General features: G+C 43.0%; 2 protein-coding genes. Both read left to right on the top strand.

From position 1 onward, the window contains the following. Positions 1 to 448: 448 nt before the first annotated feature. Positions 449 to 11,275 (top strand): SDR family NAD(P)-dependent oxidoreductase, encoded by a 10,827-nt coding sequence (locus tag RMY32_RS26645; RefSeq protein ID WP_322711960.1) that lies wholly within the window; start codon positions 449 to 451, stop codon positions 11,273 to 11,275. After that, on the top strand, positions 11,272 to 17,147 hold a 5,876-nt coding region (locus RMY32_RS26640), incomplete at its 3' end, for a condensation domain-containing protein (protein WP_322711959.1). The genes RMY32_RS26645 and RMY32_RS26640, both read left to right, overlap by 4 nt.

The raw sequence follows: 17,147 nt of genomic DNA, 5'->3' as shown, positions 1-17,147 counted from the left end.
GTCCTATAGATTAGTTTTTATCAAAAAAAGAGTCAAATCATCAGTTACATCAAGGGTGATTCTGCTGCGGTTGCAGTAATTCTTACACCATTGGAAAATCCATTTAGTATCGTAGGAGGTATCGGGCTACTTGGTCTAATAACGGTTGTAGGGGATGCTGTAGCCGGATATGGACTTAAAGTTATTGGTCAAGCTATTTATAAAAAACGTAACAAAACTGAATTTGTTCAATTTCTCCTTAAATAAATTAAATATTTATCGATTACAATAGACTGAGCTTGGAGTTAAATATTAATGCTGAAGAAGTAGAGATTACAAACACAATTTAACTTGTTGATAAATGATTTTGATGGCTAGTTGTTACCTAATGCCAACACACTTTTAGCAAAAGGTTAGTTAGGTAATGTTAATTATTGAAGAGCGGACTTTAATAAGGATATACAAGCTAATGCAGTTAGATAATCATAGTCAGCTTTTAGTCAATTCAAATAATAAATTTCTTACATATAGAGAAGTAGAAGTTGCGATCGAGTCAAGTTTGGCTGTCGACGATTGTATAGTAATAGAGAGACAGACAGAAAATTCAAAACAAGATTTAATTGCTTATGTAGTTCCATCAGGATTATTTGTACCAGAACAATTGCTATCTTATTTGCAAACAATTCTGTCTAGCGAATTAATACCGAAGGTGATTGTGCCAGTCTCCACTTTACCATTAACTTCATCGGGACAGATAGATGAAACTGTCTTAAATCATTTGGAAGTAAGGGATACAAACCTTATACAGCAATGGTCAGAGCAAATTCAGTTAGTACCTGAAGTTAAGCAAGTAGCAGTAGTAGTTCAAGAACATCTCAAGCAGCAGCGATCGTTACGCTTATCAGACTTGCTAAGTGATTGGAAAACTCTCACAGGTGAAGAAAACAAGACTTTAGTTACACCTCAGTTTTCTCGCTCAACTATCAATCAGGATTTCGCTAATAACAGGCTAGCTGTTAGTCATGGCAAAGAACTAAAACAAGAAGAAAATGCTCCAAAACTTCTTGGGGAAGCACTGCAAAAAACAGCTATTCAATTCCCAGAAAAAGAATTAGTTTATATTCAAACCGATGGTTATGAAATTATTCAATCTTATAAAGATTTACTATTAGATGCTCAAAAGATATTAGCTGGTTTAAGAAAGCTGGGTTTAAAACCATTAGACAAAGTAATATTTCAAATCGATCTCAGTCAAGATTTCATACCTGCATTTTGGGGTTGTATATTAGGCGGTTTTATTCCCGTACCAGTTTCTATTGCCCCTGCTTACGAGCAGATTAACAGCGCTGTTAACAAATTACACAATGCTTGGCAGATGCTAGAGCAGCCTATTGTTCTGACAAGCTCAAAATTAGTTCAAAGTCTTCGAGAGTTACCAGCACTTTTAAATATAGAAAATTTTCAAGTTGAGACAGTAGATAACTTACGCCAAAACCAACCAGATAGAAATATTTATCAAAGTGACCAAGATGATTTAGCACTACTATTACTTACTTCAGGCAGTACTGGTTTTCCTAAAGGTGTGATGTTAACTCATCACAATCTTTTAAGTATGACGGCTGGCACAGCCCAAATGAACAATTTTTCCAGTGATGAGATTGTTTTGAACTGGATGCCATTAGAGCATGTGGGTGCAATTGTATTTCTGGGACTGATGGCAGTTGATTTAGGTTGCAAGCAAATCCATGCATCTACAGAATACATTCTGCAAAATCCCATTCGTTGGTTGGAATTGATTCAACGCCACCAAGCGTCGATTTCTTGGGCCCCAAACTTCGCTTTTTCCTTACTTAATGAACGCGCTAATGAAATAAATCAGCAGTCATGGGATTTATCTTCTATGCGCTTTCTAGTGAACGCTGGAGAGCAAATCGTACCGAAAACAGCACGTAGTTTTCTTAAGCTCCTCCAACGACATGGTTTACCACCTAACGCCATTCATCCAGCCTTTGGGATGTCTGAGACTTGCTCAGGAATCACTTGGTCTGATGGTTTTTCTTTAGAATCTTCATCAGATGATATGTCATTTGTAGAACTTGGGCCACCGATTCCGGGAGCATCGATTCGCATCACTGACGATAATAATCAAATCGTTCCCGAAGGGGCGATCGGGAGATTTCAAGTTCAAGGACTTTCAATGACTTCTGGTTACTATCAAAATCCAGAGCGCAACCGCGAAGCTTTTACCGAAGATGGATGGTTCAATACTGGAGATATCGGCTATATCAAGTCAGGACGAATCGTGCTGACTGGCAGAGATAAAGATGACATTATTATCAATGGCATCAACTATTACAGCCATGAAATTGAAGCAGTAGTTGAAGAAGTTGAAGGTGTTGAGATATCTTATACGGCTGGCTGTGCCGTGCGACTCTCTGGCAATAACGCCGATCAATTAGCAATCTTTTTTAGTTCTGCTGTCTCTGAACCAACCTTGGTGAAAGAATTGTTAAAGAAGATTCGGGGAGCAGTTGTCAAAAAAATTGGGGTAAATCCAAATTATATTATTCCTGTAAAAAAGGAGGTAATTCCAAAGACTGCAATTGGTAAAATTCAGCGATCGCAATTAAGCAAGAGGTTTGAAGCTGGTGAATTCGACAGTATAATTCAACAACTTGGCATCAATTTAGATAATCCTAACTTATTACCAGACTGGTTTTATCGTCGGATATGGCGGCAGAAACTACCTGTAAGCCAAAGGTCTGCAATCAATGGTAATTTTCTGGTATTTCTTGACCAATTAGGATTAGGAGAATCTTTGGGTGCAGAACTCCAAAAGCTCCGTCAACCGTGGGTTGGTATTGAAGCAGGGGTAGACTTTAAGCAACTGAGCAATAACCGCTATCAAATTGCACCAAATAATCCCGAAGATTATCAACGTTTGCTATCTGCCCTGAAAGCTAACAACTTTCAAATCGATAAAATTATACATTTATGGACTTATGACAGTTGTATTAATGAGATTTCTAGTTTAGAGTCCTTGGAACAAACTCAAAAATATGGTGTTTATAGTCTACTATCGTTAGTTAAAGCATTAGCTAATATCCAGAAATTTCAACATCCTATCGAGTTATTAGTAGCTTCTAATTATACGCAGTTTACATCACCTGCTGACGAAATTGCTTATGAGAAATCACCATTGCTAGGGTTATTGAAGGTCATATCTCAAGAAATACCAGGCTTGACTAGTCGTCATCTCGATTTAACTGTAGATGAAACTGCGGTGAATGCAGAGCGTATTTTGCAAGAATTGCATATATTATCAGGGGAATCTGAGGTAGCTTATCGCCACGGACAGCGTTGGATTCCTCGATTGGAAAAAGTAGATTTTTCCTCCACGCAAAAGCAAGATTTTGCTTTTCAACTAGGTGGAATGTATTTAATTAGCGGTAGTCTTGGGGGTGTTGGTGTTGAAATTGCTAAGTATTTGCTCAAATATTACAAGGCACGGTTGCTGTTGGTTGGTAGAACTGAATTACCCGAAAGAAGTGCATGGCACAACTACACAGAACAGTCTAATGCTATATCTCAAAAAATCGCGGCTTATCAAGAACTAGAAAAGCTAGGAGGAGAAATCATCTATGAGGCAGTGGATGTCTGCGATTTGCCAGCTTTGCAAGGTGTGATTGAACAGGCAAAGTCTAGCTGGGGATGCCAATTAGACGGGGTATTACATCTAGCAGGATCATATCAGGAGCGATCGCTCATCGCAGAAAATCATAACAGTTGGTCAGCAGCCTTACGCTCGAAAGTTGGAGGAGCTTGGGTACTCAATCAATTACTACTAGACAATCCCCAAGCAGTTTTCATCAGCTTTTCTTCGGTAAGTAGTTTCTTAGGAGGCGCTACTGTCGGCACATTTGTTGCAGCTAATCAGTTTCTAGAGAGTTTTGCACACTACCAGCGTACTCAGGGGCGAAAGAGCTATTGCTTTAGCTGGAGTCTGTGGGATGGCCTCGGCATTAGCTCTGACTCTCAAAGAAGCAAGTTGGCTCAAAAAGCGGGTTACTATGCCATGTCTGCACGACAAGGGCTGTATTCTTTGCTCGTTGGTTTACACCATAATCAGGTGCAATTGCTAGTGGGATTAGATGGTAGTAACCGATATATCCGCAGTTATGTAGAAGATACTTACTCTATAGAAAAATTAACTGCTTATTTTACCGCTAGTAATTCCTCAGTTGGGGAGCAATTATCTAAATTAGTGGTGTGCGATCGCTATGGTACACCCAGTACTTGCAATTTTGTGCAGCTACAACAGATGCCGTTAACTAAAACAGGCATCATCGATTTAGAAAAGCTTACCAGAGGCGAGTTGCACCAAAAAGCCAACGACCAAGCACAACCAGTTTCAGACATTGAACGCCAAGTTGCACAGATTTGGCAAGAAGTGTTGGGTCTTGAAGAAATAGGCATCCATGAGAACTTCTTCGAGCTAGGAGGACATTCACTACTTCTAGTGCAGGCTCAGAGTAAATTGCAAGAGTTCTTCCAGATTCCGGTGTCGATTGTGGATATGTTTAAATATCCCAGCATCAGCAACTTAGCGAATTTCTTAAGTCAAGGGCAAACAGAATCACCTTCTGTAGTCCAAGGTCAAAAACGCGCCAAGGTTCGTAGTTCTCGCCAAGCTGTTAATCAATCGGATATCGCCGTCATCGGGATGTCATGTCGTTTTCCCGGCGCTAATAATATCGATGAATTCTGGCAAAATTTATGCAATGGCGTAGAATCTATTTCATTTTTTAGCGATGAAGAAATTATCAAAGCAGGTGTAGACCCGGCGCTGGTAAAAAATCCTCACTACGTCAAAGCCAAGCCAATATTATCTGATGTGGAATCTTTTGATGCTGATTTCTTCGGCTATAGCACAAAAGAAGCAGAATTACTAGATCCTCAGCAGCGGCTTTTACTCGAATGTGCTTGGGAAAGCTTAGAAACTGCTGGTTATAATCCTCTAACCTATAATGGTGCGATCGGCATCTATGCTGGCGCGGTGATGAACACTTATTTACTGAATAATGTTTATCCCAACCGCCATCAGCTTGATATTAACGATAATCTGCAAGTAGCAACCATAGATTCAATGGGTGGTTTGCAGATGATGGTTGCTAATGATAAAGATTATTTAACCACACGGATTTCTTACAAACTCAACTTGACTGGGCCAAGCGTGAATGTGCAAACCGCTTGCTCTACATCTTTGGTGGCAATTCACATGGCTTGTGCCAGCTTGCTGAGTGGCGAAAGTGACATGGTTTTAGCTGGTGGGATTTCTGTGAATGCACCCCAAAAGATTGGTCATTTGTATCAAGAAGGAATGATTGTCACTCCAGATGGTCATTGTCGGGCTTTTGATGCTCGCGCTCAAGGGACGATTTTTGGTAGTGGTGTGGGAATTGTGGTTTTGAAGCGGTTGGAGGATGCGATCGCTGATGGCGATAACATCTATGCTGTAGTTAAAGGTTCAGCCGTTAATAACGATGGTGGTACAAAAGTTGGCTACATGGCTCCTAATGGAGATGGTCAAGCAGCTGTAGTCACAGAAGCAATGGCGATGGCGGGAATTGATGCAGAAACCATCAGCTACGTAGAAGCACATGGAACTGGCACACCTTTAGGAGATCCGATTGAAATTGGCGGACTCACCCAAGCATTTCGCGCTAGTACGCAGTCAAAAAACTTTTGTGGTATTGGTTCAGTAAAAACCAATGTCGGTCATCTCCAGATTGCTTCTGGTGTGGTTGGTTTTATCAAAACAGTCTTGTCACTGTACCATCAAAAAATTCCACCAAGTTTGCACTTTGAACAACCTAATCCTCAACTGGATTTACCCAATACACCTTTTTACGTTAATACTACGTTGAAGGATTGGCATACCCATGATTATCCCCGTCGTGCTGGGGTGAATTCTCTGGGAATCGGTGGTACTAATTGCCACGTAATTTTGGAAGAAGCACCTGTGGTTGAGCAGGAGGCAGGAGGCAGGAGGCAGAAGGCAGGAGGCAGGGAGCAGGGGGCAGGGGAGCGTCCTTACCACTTGCTTGCACTCTCAGCAAAAACTCTGAATGCTTTAGATGAATTGCGACATCGGTATCGAGAATTTTTGATATCGAATTCTGGAGTATCTATTGCAGATGTTTGCTATACAGCGAATACAGGGCGGGAGCATTTTAACCATCGTCTGGCGATTGTGGCTGACTCTAGGGAGGAGTTGGTAGAGAAACTGGCTGATTTGACATTTTCTAAGAGCTTTCAGTCTAATAACAAGCTAACAAAAATAGCCTTATTGTTTACTGGTCAAGGCTCTCAGTATATCAACATGGGTCGCAAATTATACGACACACAACCTATATTCTGCCAAACTTTAGAGCAGTGCGATGAAATTCTTCGCCCATTACTGGAGCATTCTTTGTTAGAGGTACTGTATCCTAGTCAAGGTCTTGAGGATCTGCTGGATCGAACTGCATATACTCAACCTGCGTTATTTGCGATTGAGTATGCCCTGTATCAGCTTTGGAAATCCTGGGGGATTGAGCCGGATGTCGTCATGGGACATAGTGTTGGCGAGTATGTGGCTGCAACTGTAGCTGGTGTTTTTAGCCTAGAAGATGGACTAAAACTCATTGCCCATCGAGGAAAGTTAATGCAGCAGTTGCCATCTGGGGGTGAAATGGTTTCCTTGATGGCTTCAGAGGTGAGAGTGAGAGAAGTTATTGCAGCCTATAATCAACGGGTGGCAATAGCAGCCATCAATGGCCCCGAAAGTGTCGTAATTTCTGGAGCTAGGGAAGATATCACAGCTGTTTGTCAGCAACTAGAAGCCCAAGGAGTGAAGACAAAGCGTTTGCAAGTATCCCATGCCTTCCATTCGCCGTTGATGACACCGATGTTGGCTGACTTTGAGGCAATAGCTAATCAAGTTACCTACAATCAGCCGCAAATTTCATTAGTATCTAATATTACTGGAGAATTGGCAGGCGATCGCATCACAACACCGCAATACTGGGTCAATCATATCCGTCAACCAGTGCGGTTCGCTGATAGTATGCAGACATTGCGTACTCTTGGATGTGAAGTCTTTTTAGAAATCGGGCCAAGGCCGATTTTGTTAGGCATGGGTCGCCAATGCTTACCAGATGGTGAAGGTTTATGGCTACCTTCTTTACGTGAGGGCATACCAGAATGGCAACAGTTACTCTCTAGTTTAGGTGAGTTATACGTAGCCGGAGGCAAAGTTAATTGGTTAGGACTTGAGCAAGATTATCCTCACCGCAAAGTTGCACTACCGACCTATCCATTTCAAAGACAACGCTATTGGCTTGAAAATACTGCACCTCGGCATCAACAGCAACAACCAGCAAAACTGCACCCATTACTAGACAAAAAGCTTCAGTTGCCTTTAAGCAAGGAAATTTTGTTTGAATCGGAATTTAGTACTCAAACTCTACCGTTCTTAACAGAACATCAAGTTTATAACCAAGTTATAGTACCTGGAGCCTGTCATCTCTCCTTACTATTGGGTGCAGCAGAGCTGACTTTCGCCAGTGAGTCATGTCTGTTAGAAAATATAGTTTTCCCGCAAGCATTGCCTATCCCCGAAAGTAAAGCGTGCACAGTACAGTTGGTGCTGTCTTTTGAGGGAAGTGGCGCATCTTTCCAACTTATCAGCTTTGATACAATTCCAAATGGTAGTACTCAGGTAAGTGAGTGGTTAGTTCATGCCACAGGGAAAATCTCTAGGAGCGTTAACACTACACCAGAAACGGTCTCTCTCCCACAGATACAGACACGCTGTACTCAACAAATTGCTGCAAAAGAAATTTATCAAAGTTGGCAAAAGCGACAAATTCAACTGGGTGCAACTTTCCAGTGGCTTGATTCGGTTTGGTGGAAAGAAGGAGAAGCGCTAGCCAAGCTCAAATGGCTTTCGGTAGTAGATAGTTTAGAAGATTATCAATTATATCCAGGTCTTCTAGATTCCTGCTTGCAACTGACCAGCATTTTCTTCTCTGATGATGAAACTTTTGTACCCTTTGCAATTGAGAGTTTCGAGTTTTACCAACGTCCTCAAAGTCAGCAGTTATGGTGTCATGCAGTGCAACGACAGCTAGAAAATTCCCAGCCCGATCGGCTACTAACAGATATTAGACTGTTTGATACTCACGGACACTTGATTGCAGACATTAAAGGTTTACAAGCCAAAAAAGCGACTCGCCAAGCGTTGCTGCAATCTCTTGAGCAAGATTTCGCAGACTGGTTGTATGAAATTGAATGGCAAGCGGTGGAAAAAAGTCAATCGGCTGCTGTCCCTGGTGGCAGTTGGCTAATTTTGACTGATTCAGAAGGACTAGGCCAACAGCTAGCCAAACAGTTGCAACAGCAAGGAGTTGCTTGTATCTTAGTGTCTGCTGGTGCTAACTATCAGAAAATTGATCGGCAACATTATCAAATCGATCCGAGTCTGCCAGACCACTGGCAAAAATTGATTAGTGCTATCAGTCAGCATGAAAAAGCAGGGGAGCAGGGAGCAGGGAGCAGGGAGCAGGGGGCAGGGAGCAGGGAGCAGGGAGCAGGGAGCAGGGGAGAAAAACTACCCACAATAAGCAATATCATTCATCTGTGGAGTTACCAAGAGCGATCGCAACTGGAAAACTCCCTTACCGCTATAGAACGAGAACAAATTCTAAACTGTGGTAGCGTCTTACACCTAGTACAAGCTTTGGTGCAAGCCAACTTCCAAACACCTCCTCGGCTATGGCTGGTAACTCGTGGCACTCAAGCGGTAGATAACGCATTGCCACAACCAGTCCAACTAAGTGGGGCGGCATTGTGGGGATTAGGTCGAGTCATCGCTCTAGAACATCCAGAGCTACAATGTGTGCGCTTTGATTTAGCTGGTGATGAGGACAATCTGCAATCGCTGTGGTCAGAAATCTGTTCTCCAGATACAGAAGACCAAATAGCTATTCGTCACGGCAAACGCTACGTAGCGCGACTGGTGCGGCGCAAAGCCATTTCTGATAAGGATAAACAAGTGGCGATCGCTTCCCACCAGCCTGTGCAATTAAAGCTATCTGAGTATGGTGTCTTAGATCATTTATCGTTGCAAGCGATGACTCGTCGCCCACCGCAAAACAACGAGGTGGAAATTCAAGTGCAAGCTGCAAGCGTGAATTTCCGGGATGTCCTGAATGCTTTGGGAATGTTGAAAGAATATTATGCCGAAAACATGGGCATTACCCAAGCGAGTGAGTTGACTTTTGGCTTTGAGTGTGCTGGAAATATCGTCGGCGTGGGAGAGAATGTTGACCATCTCCAAGTTGGGGATGAAGTTCTGGCATGGGTGACAACTCACGATGCCTTCAGCAGTTTTGTCACCTTACCAGCAACGACTGTAGTCAAAAAGCCCACAAACTTAAGTTTTCAGGAAGCAACGACTATACCTTTAGCATTTTTAACATCCCATTACGGGTTGCATCATCTAGCAAAAATTCAACCAGGCGAACGAGTTTTGATTCATGCCGCAGCCGGGGGTGTCGGTTTAGCTGCGGTGCAAATAGCGTTAGCTGCTGGTGCAGAGGTATTTGCTACTGCTTCTGTTAACAAGTGGGAATTTCTCAAATCAATCGGAGTTAAGTATGTAATGAACTCCCGCAGCCTGGAATTTGCTGATGAGGTGATGAGTCTGACACAGGGACAAGGGTTAGATGTTGTTCTCAATAGCTTAAATGGTGAATTCATCAACAAAAGCTTACAGGTGCTAGCTCACAAAGGACGATTTATTGAAATCGGCAAAATTGGCATCTGGGATGAAAGCCAAGTAAAAGCCGCAAGAGATGATGTTTCATATTTTGCTTTTGATTTAGGGGAAGTTCACCAAAAGTATCCTTCTTTAATTTCCCCGATGTTGCAGCAACTAATGGAACAATTCCAAACAGGTACTCTCAAGCCTTTACCTCAAACAGTATTTCCTTTAGAGCAAGTAGTGGATGCTTTTCGTTACATGGCAGCAGCCAAGCACATCGGTAAAGTAGTAGTATCGATGCCGCAAATGACTACAACAGTTAATGAAGGGCAGTTATCTGTACAACCAGACGCGAGTTATTTGATTACTGGTGGATTCGGCGCACTGGGTATGGAAGTGGCTGAGTGGTTGATAGAAAAAGGTGCGCGACACTTGGTATTAATTGGGCGAAGTGAAGTATCTATTGGCACAAAACAGAGAATATCTAGCTTTGAGCGATCGGGTGCAAAAGTGCTGGTGGTGCAAGCGGATGTTTCCGAAGCCGATCGCGTGGTTGAAGTATTAGAAAAAATTGACTCTCAGTTACCGCCACTGCGGGGAATTATCCATGCGGCTGGCGTGCTGGATGATGGTGTTTTGCGGCAACAGTCTTTAGAGCGTTTTTGGCGGGTAATGGCTCCGAAAGTGCAAGGCGCGTGGAATCTCCATACTTTGACCTTGGAGCGAACGCTTGACTTTTTTGTTTGTTTCTCGTCGATAAGTTCGCTGATTGGCTCTGCGGGACAAGGCAACTATGCAGCAGCGAATGCCTTTATGGATACCTTAGCCCATCATCGCCGAGCTTTGGGTCTACCTGGAATAAGCATTAACTGGGGGCCTTGGTCGCAAGTGGGTATGGCGGCTAACTTAGATAGCCAAAATCAAAATCGCATACAGACAAACGGGATTGGTACAATTGCTCCTCAACAGGGATTGAATGTACTAGAGCAATTGTTGAATCAATCTTCTGCTCAAGTAGCGGTCATACCGATCGACTGGTCAGAATTTCTCAATAAATTAAGTTTCAACTCGCCTTTCTTTGCTAACTTCAGCCACACAGCCAAGAAACTCGAACAATCTGATTTTCGGACTCGATTAGAGATGGCTAATGCTAGCGATCGCCAACCACTTTTAGTTGAGCATATTTGCTCGCAAGTCGCTAAAGTGCTAGGGCGTAATCTCTCAACCCTAGATCGAGAGCAGAGGTTTTTTGAGCTAGGAATGGATTCTCTAACGGCTGTTGAGTTGCGAAACCGCTTGCAAAACTCTCTAAGATGCTCTGTACCCCCAAATTTAGCTTTTGATTATCCTACAGTTACAAAGCTGGCTAATTATTTGGCATTAGAAATTTTTCCCCTAGATTTTGCTCAAGAAAGCCAAAGCACAGGTAGCGAGCAATTTCCGCTAGAGAATCTCGAAAATAATGATTGGGTGGAGTTGGAACTATGAGCTTGGTTGAATTTTTACAAGACCTTTCTTTGAAAGGGATTAAATTGGGAAATGACGGCGAAAAATTGCGTATTGGGGGTTCTAAGTCGCTGTTAACTCCTGATGTAGTTGCTCAACTACAGCAGCATAAAAGTGAAATTTTACAATTACTGCGCGATCGCCCAGATATTTTAAATATTTATCCTCTTTCCTACGGTCAACAAGCGCTGTGGTTTTTGTGGCAACTAGCACCTGAAAGTGCAGCTTACAATATGGTGTTTGCCTGTCGTATTTGTTCGCAGGTGAATGTCACGACTTTACAAAAAACCTTCCAGCTCCTGATTAACCGTCATCCTCAGTTACGTAGCACCTTTTCCAAGCAAGGCAATCAAGTTGTTCAACAAATCTGTCAAACTCAATTACCAGATTTTCAACAAATAAATGCCTCTAATTGGAGCGAGCAGGAGCTTGAACAAAGAGTTTTTCAGGAATACAAGCAACCCTTCGACCTCGAAAACGGCTCAGTAATCCGGGTACGTTTATTTACTTCTTCGCCACAGTCACACATCCTGTTGATGTCAGTACATCATATTGCAGGTGATGGTTGGTCTATGCCATTACTGATGGAAGAGTTAATCGCCAGCTATCCTGCACTAGAGTCGGGGATTGAGCCATCTCTAACTCCTCTACAGCACTCTTACATCGATTACATTCGTTGGCAAAGAGAATTATTAACCACCGCCCAAGGAGAAAAACTCTGGAACTACTGGCAGCAACAACTAGCAGGAGAATTACCTGTACTCAATCTGCCGATAGACAAACCACGGCCACCCATCCAAACTTATAACGGTGCTTCCCATAACTTTACTCTCTCCCCAGAACTTACCGAAAAACTCAAAAAATTAGCTCAAACAGAAGGCGTTACCCAATATATCCTGCTTCTGGCTGCATTTCAGGTTCTCTTGTATCGTTATACAGGGCAAGAGGATATTCTAGTCGGCGTTCCGACTTCAGGTAGAACTCAGATAGAATTTGCCCCAATTGTCGGCTACTTCGTCGATCCAGTTGTCATCCGGGCAAATCTTTCAGGAAATCCCAGTTTTGGGGAATTTCTCGCTCAAATTCGCTCCTGCGTATCACAAGCATTGGCGCATCAAGATTTTCCCTTTGCTTTATTGGTAGAACGATTGCAGCCACAACGCGATTCCAGCCGTTCCCCGATTTTTCAAACTGTATTCAACTTTATTTTGCAGAACTTGGGACAGTTTGAGCAGACGCAAAAACTTTTGTTAGAAGGTGAAGTAAATCAAGACGGATTTATCCTCAAACCTTTTGAAATGCCCCAAATGGAGGGTCAGTTCGATCTAGATTTGACGATCGCAGAAAATAATTCTTCTTTAGCTGGAATTTTCAAATACAACACTGACCTTTTTGATGAGCGCACTATCAAGCGCATAGCGGAGAATTTTATAACGTTACTTGAAGGGATTGTGGCAAATCCTCAAGAGCCAATTTCCCGATTGCCCTTGCTGACACAACCTGAGCAACAGCAGTTACTAGTAGAGTGGAATAACACTCAAGCAGATTATTCTCAGGATAAGTGTATCCATCAGTTGTTTGAGGTGCAAGTAGAGCGTACCCCTGATGCTGTCGCAGTTGTGTATGAAAATCAACAACTGACTTATCAGCAGTTGAACAATCAAGCCAACCAGTTGGCGCATTACTTGCGCTCCTTTGGTGTAAAATCAGATACTTTGGTGGGGTTGTGTGTAGAGCGATCGCTCTTAACAATCGTGGGAATATTAGGCATTCTCAAAGCGGGTGGTGCTTATGTGCCGCTCGATCCTGAGTATCCAACTGAGCGTTTAAGCTTCATGTTAGAAGATGCTCAAGTTAAAGTACTGGTAACACAACAGCAATTAGTAGACACTATTCCTCAACATCAGGCGCATATTGTTTGCTTAGACACCGACTGGGAAAAAATTGCTCAAGAGTGCGAATTAAACCCGGAAAATACCGCAACACCTGATAATTTAGCTTATGTCATCTACACTTCTGGTTCTACAGGTAAACCCAAAGGCGTTTTAGTCAATCACTCAAATGTAACTCGTTTATTTGCAGCCACAGACTCTTGGTATCACTTCAATCAAGATGATGTGTGGACAATGTTCCACTCTTATGCATTCGATTTTTCTGTATGGGAAATTTGGGGTGCATTGCTGTATGGTGGAAAACTAATAGTAGTGCCTTATTTAGTGACGCGATCGCCTGAATCTTTCTATCAATTATTGTGTCAAGAAAAAGTCACAATTCTCAATCAAACACCTTCAGCTTTCCGTCAGTTAATTCAAGCCGAACAATCGAAGAGGCAAGGGAGCAGGGAGCAGGGAGCAAGGGGGATGGGGATTCTACCCCAAGAGAACGAGAACCACTTAGCAGAAGCGGGAGACTGTGAGCCATGTTTCGCTCTGCTCCACCAAAGTAGGGCTTCGGGATCATTTCCCCCTGCCCCCTGCCCCCTGCCCCCTGCCCCCTGCCCCCTGCCCCCTGCCTCCTCCTTGAACTTACGCCTAGTCATATTTGGTGGCGAAGCTTTAGAACTGAAGAGTTTACAACCTTGGTTTGAGCGACACGGCGACATCTCACCCCAATTAGTGAATATGTACGGGATTACAGAAACCACTGTACACGTCACTTACCGCCCATTGAGCAAAGCCGATTTAGATCGCACAGCTAGTGTCATTGGTCGCCCAATACCCGACTTACAAGTATATATACTAGATGAATATTTTCAGCCAGTGCCGATTGGCGTTCCTGGTGAGATGTACGTTGGTGGCGCAGGGGTGACACGTGGCTATCTGAATCGTCCCGAACTGACAGCAGAACGTTTTATTTCTAACCCATTTGATAATTCAAAAAAATTATACAAAACAGGTGATTTAGCGCGGTATTTACCCGATGGCGAGTTAGAGTATTTAGGGCGCATCGATAACCAAGTTAAGATTCGCGGTTTCCGCATTGAGTTGGGCGAAATTGAAGCATTACTAGCTTCTTACCCAGCCATTTGGGAAAGTATAGTGGCAGTTCGGGAGGACGAACCAGGCGACAAACGTTTAGTAGCTTACGTAGTACCGCAAAAAGAACAATCCCCCACAGTCCCAGAACTGCGTCAGTTTCTTAAGGCAAAGCTACCAGAGTACATGATGCCAAGTGCAATAGTGCTGCTGGAATCCTTACCCCTCACCTCTAACGGTAAAGTAGACCGCCGCGCCCTGCCAACACATGAGTTAGACAGCACACTGCGAGAATTGTATGTTGCACCGCGCACACCTACTGAAGAAATGCTGGCGCAAATTTGGGCGCAAGTGCTGAAACTGGAGCAAGTAGGCATTCATGATAACTTCTTTGAATTAGGCGGACACTCGCTACTAGCAACGCAACTGCTTTCACGCATTCGCAACATTTTCAACGTAGAATTACCATTGCGTGAGTTGTTTGCTGCATCGACAGTAGCCGAATTAGCACAATCAATTGGGCAGTTACTGCAACAAGACTCAGAAATAACTTCCCCGCCACTTTTAAGGCGGACAAGGGATGCAGAATTACCACTGTCTTATGCACAACAGCGTTTGTGGTTTTTAGATCAGTTTGAGCCGAACAGCCCCTTTTACAACATTCCTATGGCTTTGCGGCTAGTGGGAAATTTGGATCGAGTAGCTTTAGAACAAAGCTTACAAGAAATTATTCATCGCCACGAAGCGTTACGCACTAACTTCATTACAGTTGATGGCAAACCTTCTCAAATTATTCAAACAGAAACTACTTGGACAGTTTCAGTTGTTGACTTGAAGCATTTATCTACAACAGAACGAGAAATTACTAGCCAACAATTAGCGCAACAACAAGTTACTCAACCTTTCGATTTGGCAAAGGAAGCATTAATCAGGGCGACATTAGTAGTGCTTAATGAGACGGAACACGTCTTGTTAGTGTGTATGCACCATGTTGTTAGTGACGGTTGGTCAATGGGTGTGTTTGTCCAAGAACTAGCAGCACTGTACGATGCTTATGCTCAAGGTCAGCCGTCACCGTTAGCGCCACTGCCGATTCAATACGCAGATTTCGCAATTTGGCAGCGAAACTGGTTGCAAGGGGAAGTACTACAAAGCCAATTAAATTACTGGCAACAACAACTACAAGATGCACCAGCCTTATTGTCGCTCCCCACAGACAGACCTAGACCAGCTGTGCAAACCTACAACGGCACACATCAAGAGTTTGTCCTGTCTGTTGAACTAACTAATAAGCTCTCCAAACTCAGCCAAGAACAAGGTTGCACGCTCTTTATGACGCTGTTGGCAGCTTATGATACCCTGCTTTATCGCTATACAGGTACAGAAGATATTTTGGTGGGTTCGCCAATTGCTAACCGCGATCGCTCTGAAATAGAAGGGTTAATTGGCTTTTTTGTCAATACTTTAGTCATGCGTACCAGCTTGACAGGCAACCCCAGTTTTAGCGAATTACTCACCCGTGTTCGCTCTATGGCAATGGAGGCATACTCTCATCAAAATTTGCCTTTTGAAATGTTGGTGGAAGCATTGCAGCCAGAAAGAAACCTCAGTCATACACCACTGTTTCAGGTAATGTTTGTCCTTCAGAATGCACCCACATCTGAATTAGGACTAACCGGGCTGACTGTAAATCGATTGCCAATCAAAGGCACAACTTCTAGGTTTGATTTAACTTTATCGATGGAAAACACTGCCACAGGATTAGCAGGGTGGTGGGAATATAACACTGACTTGTTTGATGCCAGCACAATTGAACGAATCACAAGTCATTTTGTCACATTACTTGAAGGTATTGTTGCTAACCCAGAACAACGAATTTCTCAATTGCCATTGCTAACAGCAGTTGAGCAACAGCAGTTACTTATCGAGTGGAACGATACAGAAGTTGATTATCCACTTCATAAGTGCATCCATCAATTGTTTGAAGAACAAGTCGAGCTTACACCAGATGTAGTGGCGGTAGAGTTTGGAAATCAACAACTTACTTACAAGCAATTAAACTACCGCGCTAACCAGTTGGCGCACTACTTACGCTCATTAGGTGTAAAACCAGATGTCTTAGTTGGTCTGTGTGTCGAGCGTTCTTTAGAGATGGTTATAGGATTACTGGCAATTCTCAAAGCAGGTGGGGCTTATGTACCACTTGACAGTGAGTATCCTAGCGATCGCTTGAGCTTTATTTTAGACGATACTCAAGTTAAAGTTTTACTGACTCAACAGCGATTTATTGACAGGCTACCACCCAATCAAGCAAAACTTGTTTGCTTAGATACTGACGCTGAAGATATTTCTAAGTGCAGCACAAACAATGTAATTTCTGGCGTACAACCCAATAACTTAGTTTATATAATTTACACTTCTGGTTCCACAGGTCAACCCAAGGGTATAGCCATGAGTCAGCTTGCCCTTTGCAATCATATCTTGTGGCATCGGGACAATCTCAAAATTGCTCGTGGAGCAAAAACCCTGCAATTTGCTTCGATTAGCTTTGATGTCTCTTTCCAAGAAATCTTCACTACTTGGTGTTCTGGCGGTACATTGTGCCTCATCACAGAGGAATTACGCCGTGATGCTTTAGCATTATTAGGTTTTCTGCAAGAGAAACAAATTCAGAGAATGTTTCTCCCTGTGGTCGGCTTACAGCAACTAGCAGAAGTCGCCTTGGGGAATGACATAGTTAATACTGGTTTGCGAGAAATTATTACGTCTGGAGAACAGTTACAAATTACCCCTGCGATTTCTCTTTGGTTGAGCCAATTAACTGATATTACTTTGCACAATCAGTATGGGCCTTCAGAAAGTCATTTAGCCACCAGTTA

Source organism: Nostoc sp. ChiSLP03a (assembly GCF_034531215.2).
GTDB lineage: Bacteria > Cyanobacteriota > Cyanobacteriia > Cyanobacteriales > Nostocaceae > Nostoc.
The sequence above is the reverse complement of the archived record's forward strand: the minus strand, read 5'-3'. Positions and strand labels throughout refer to the sequence as shown.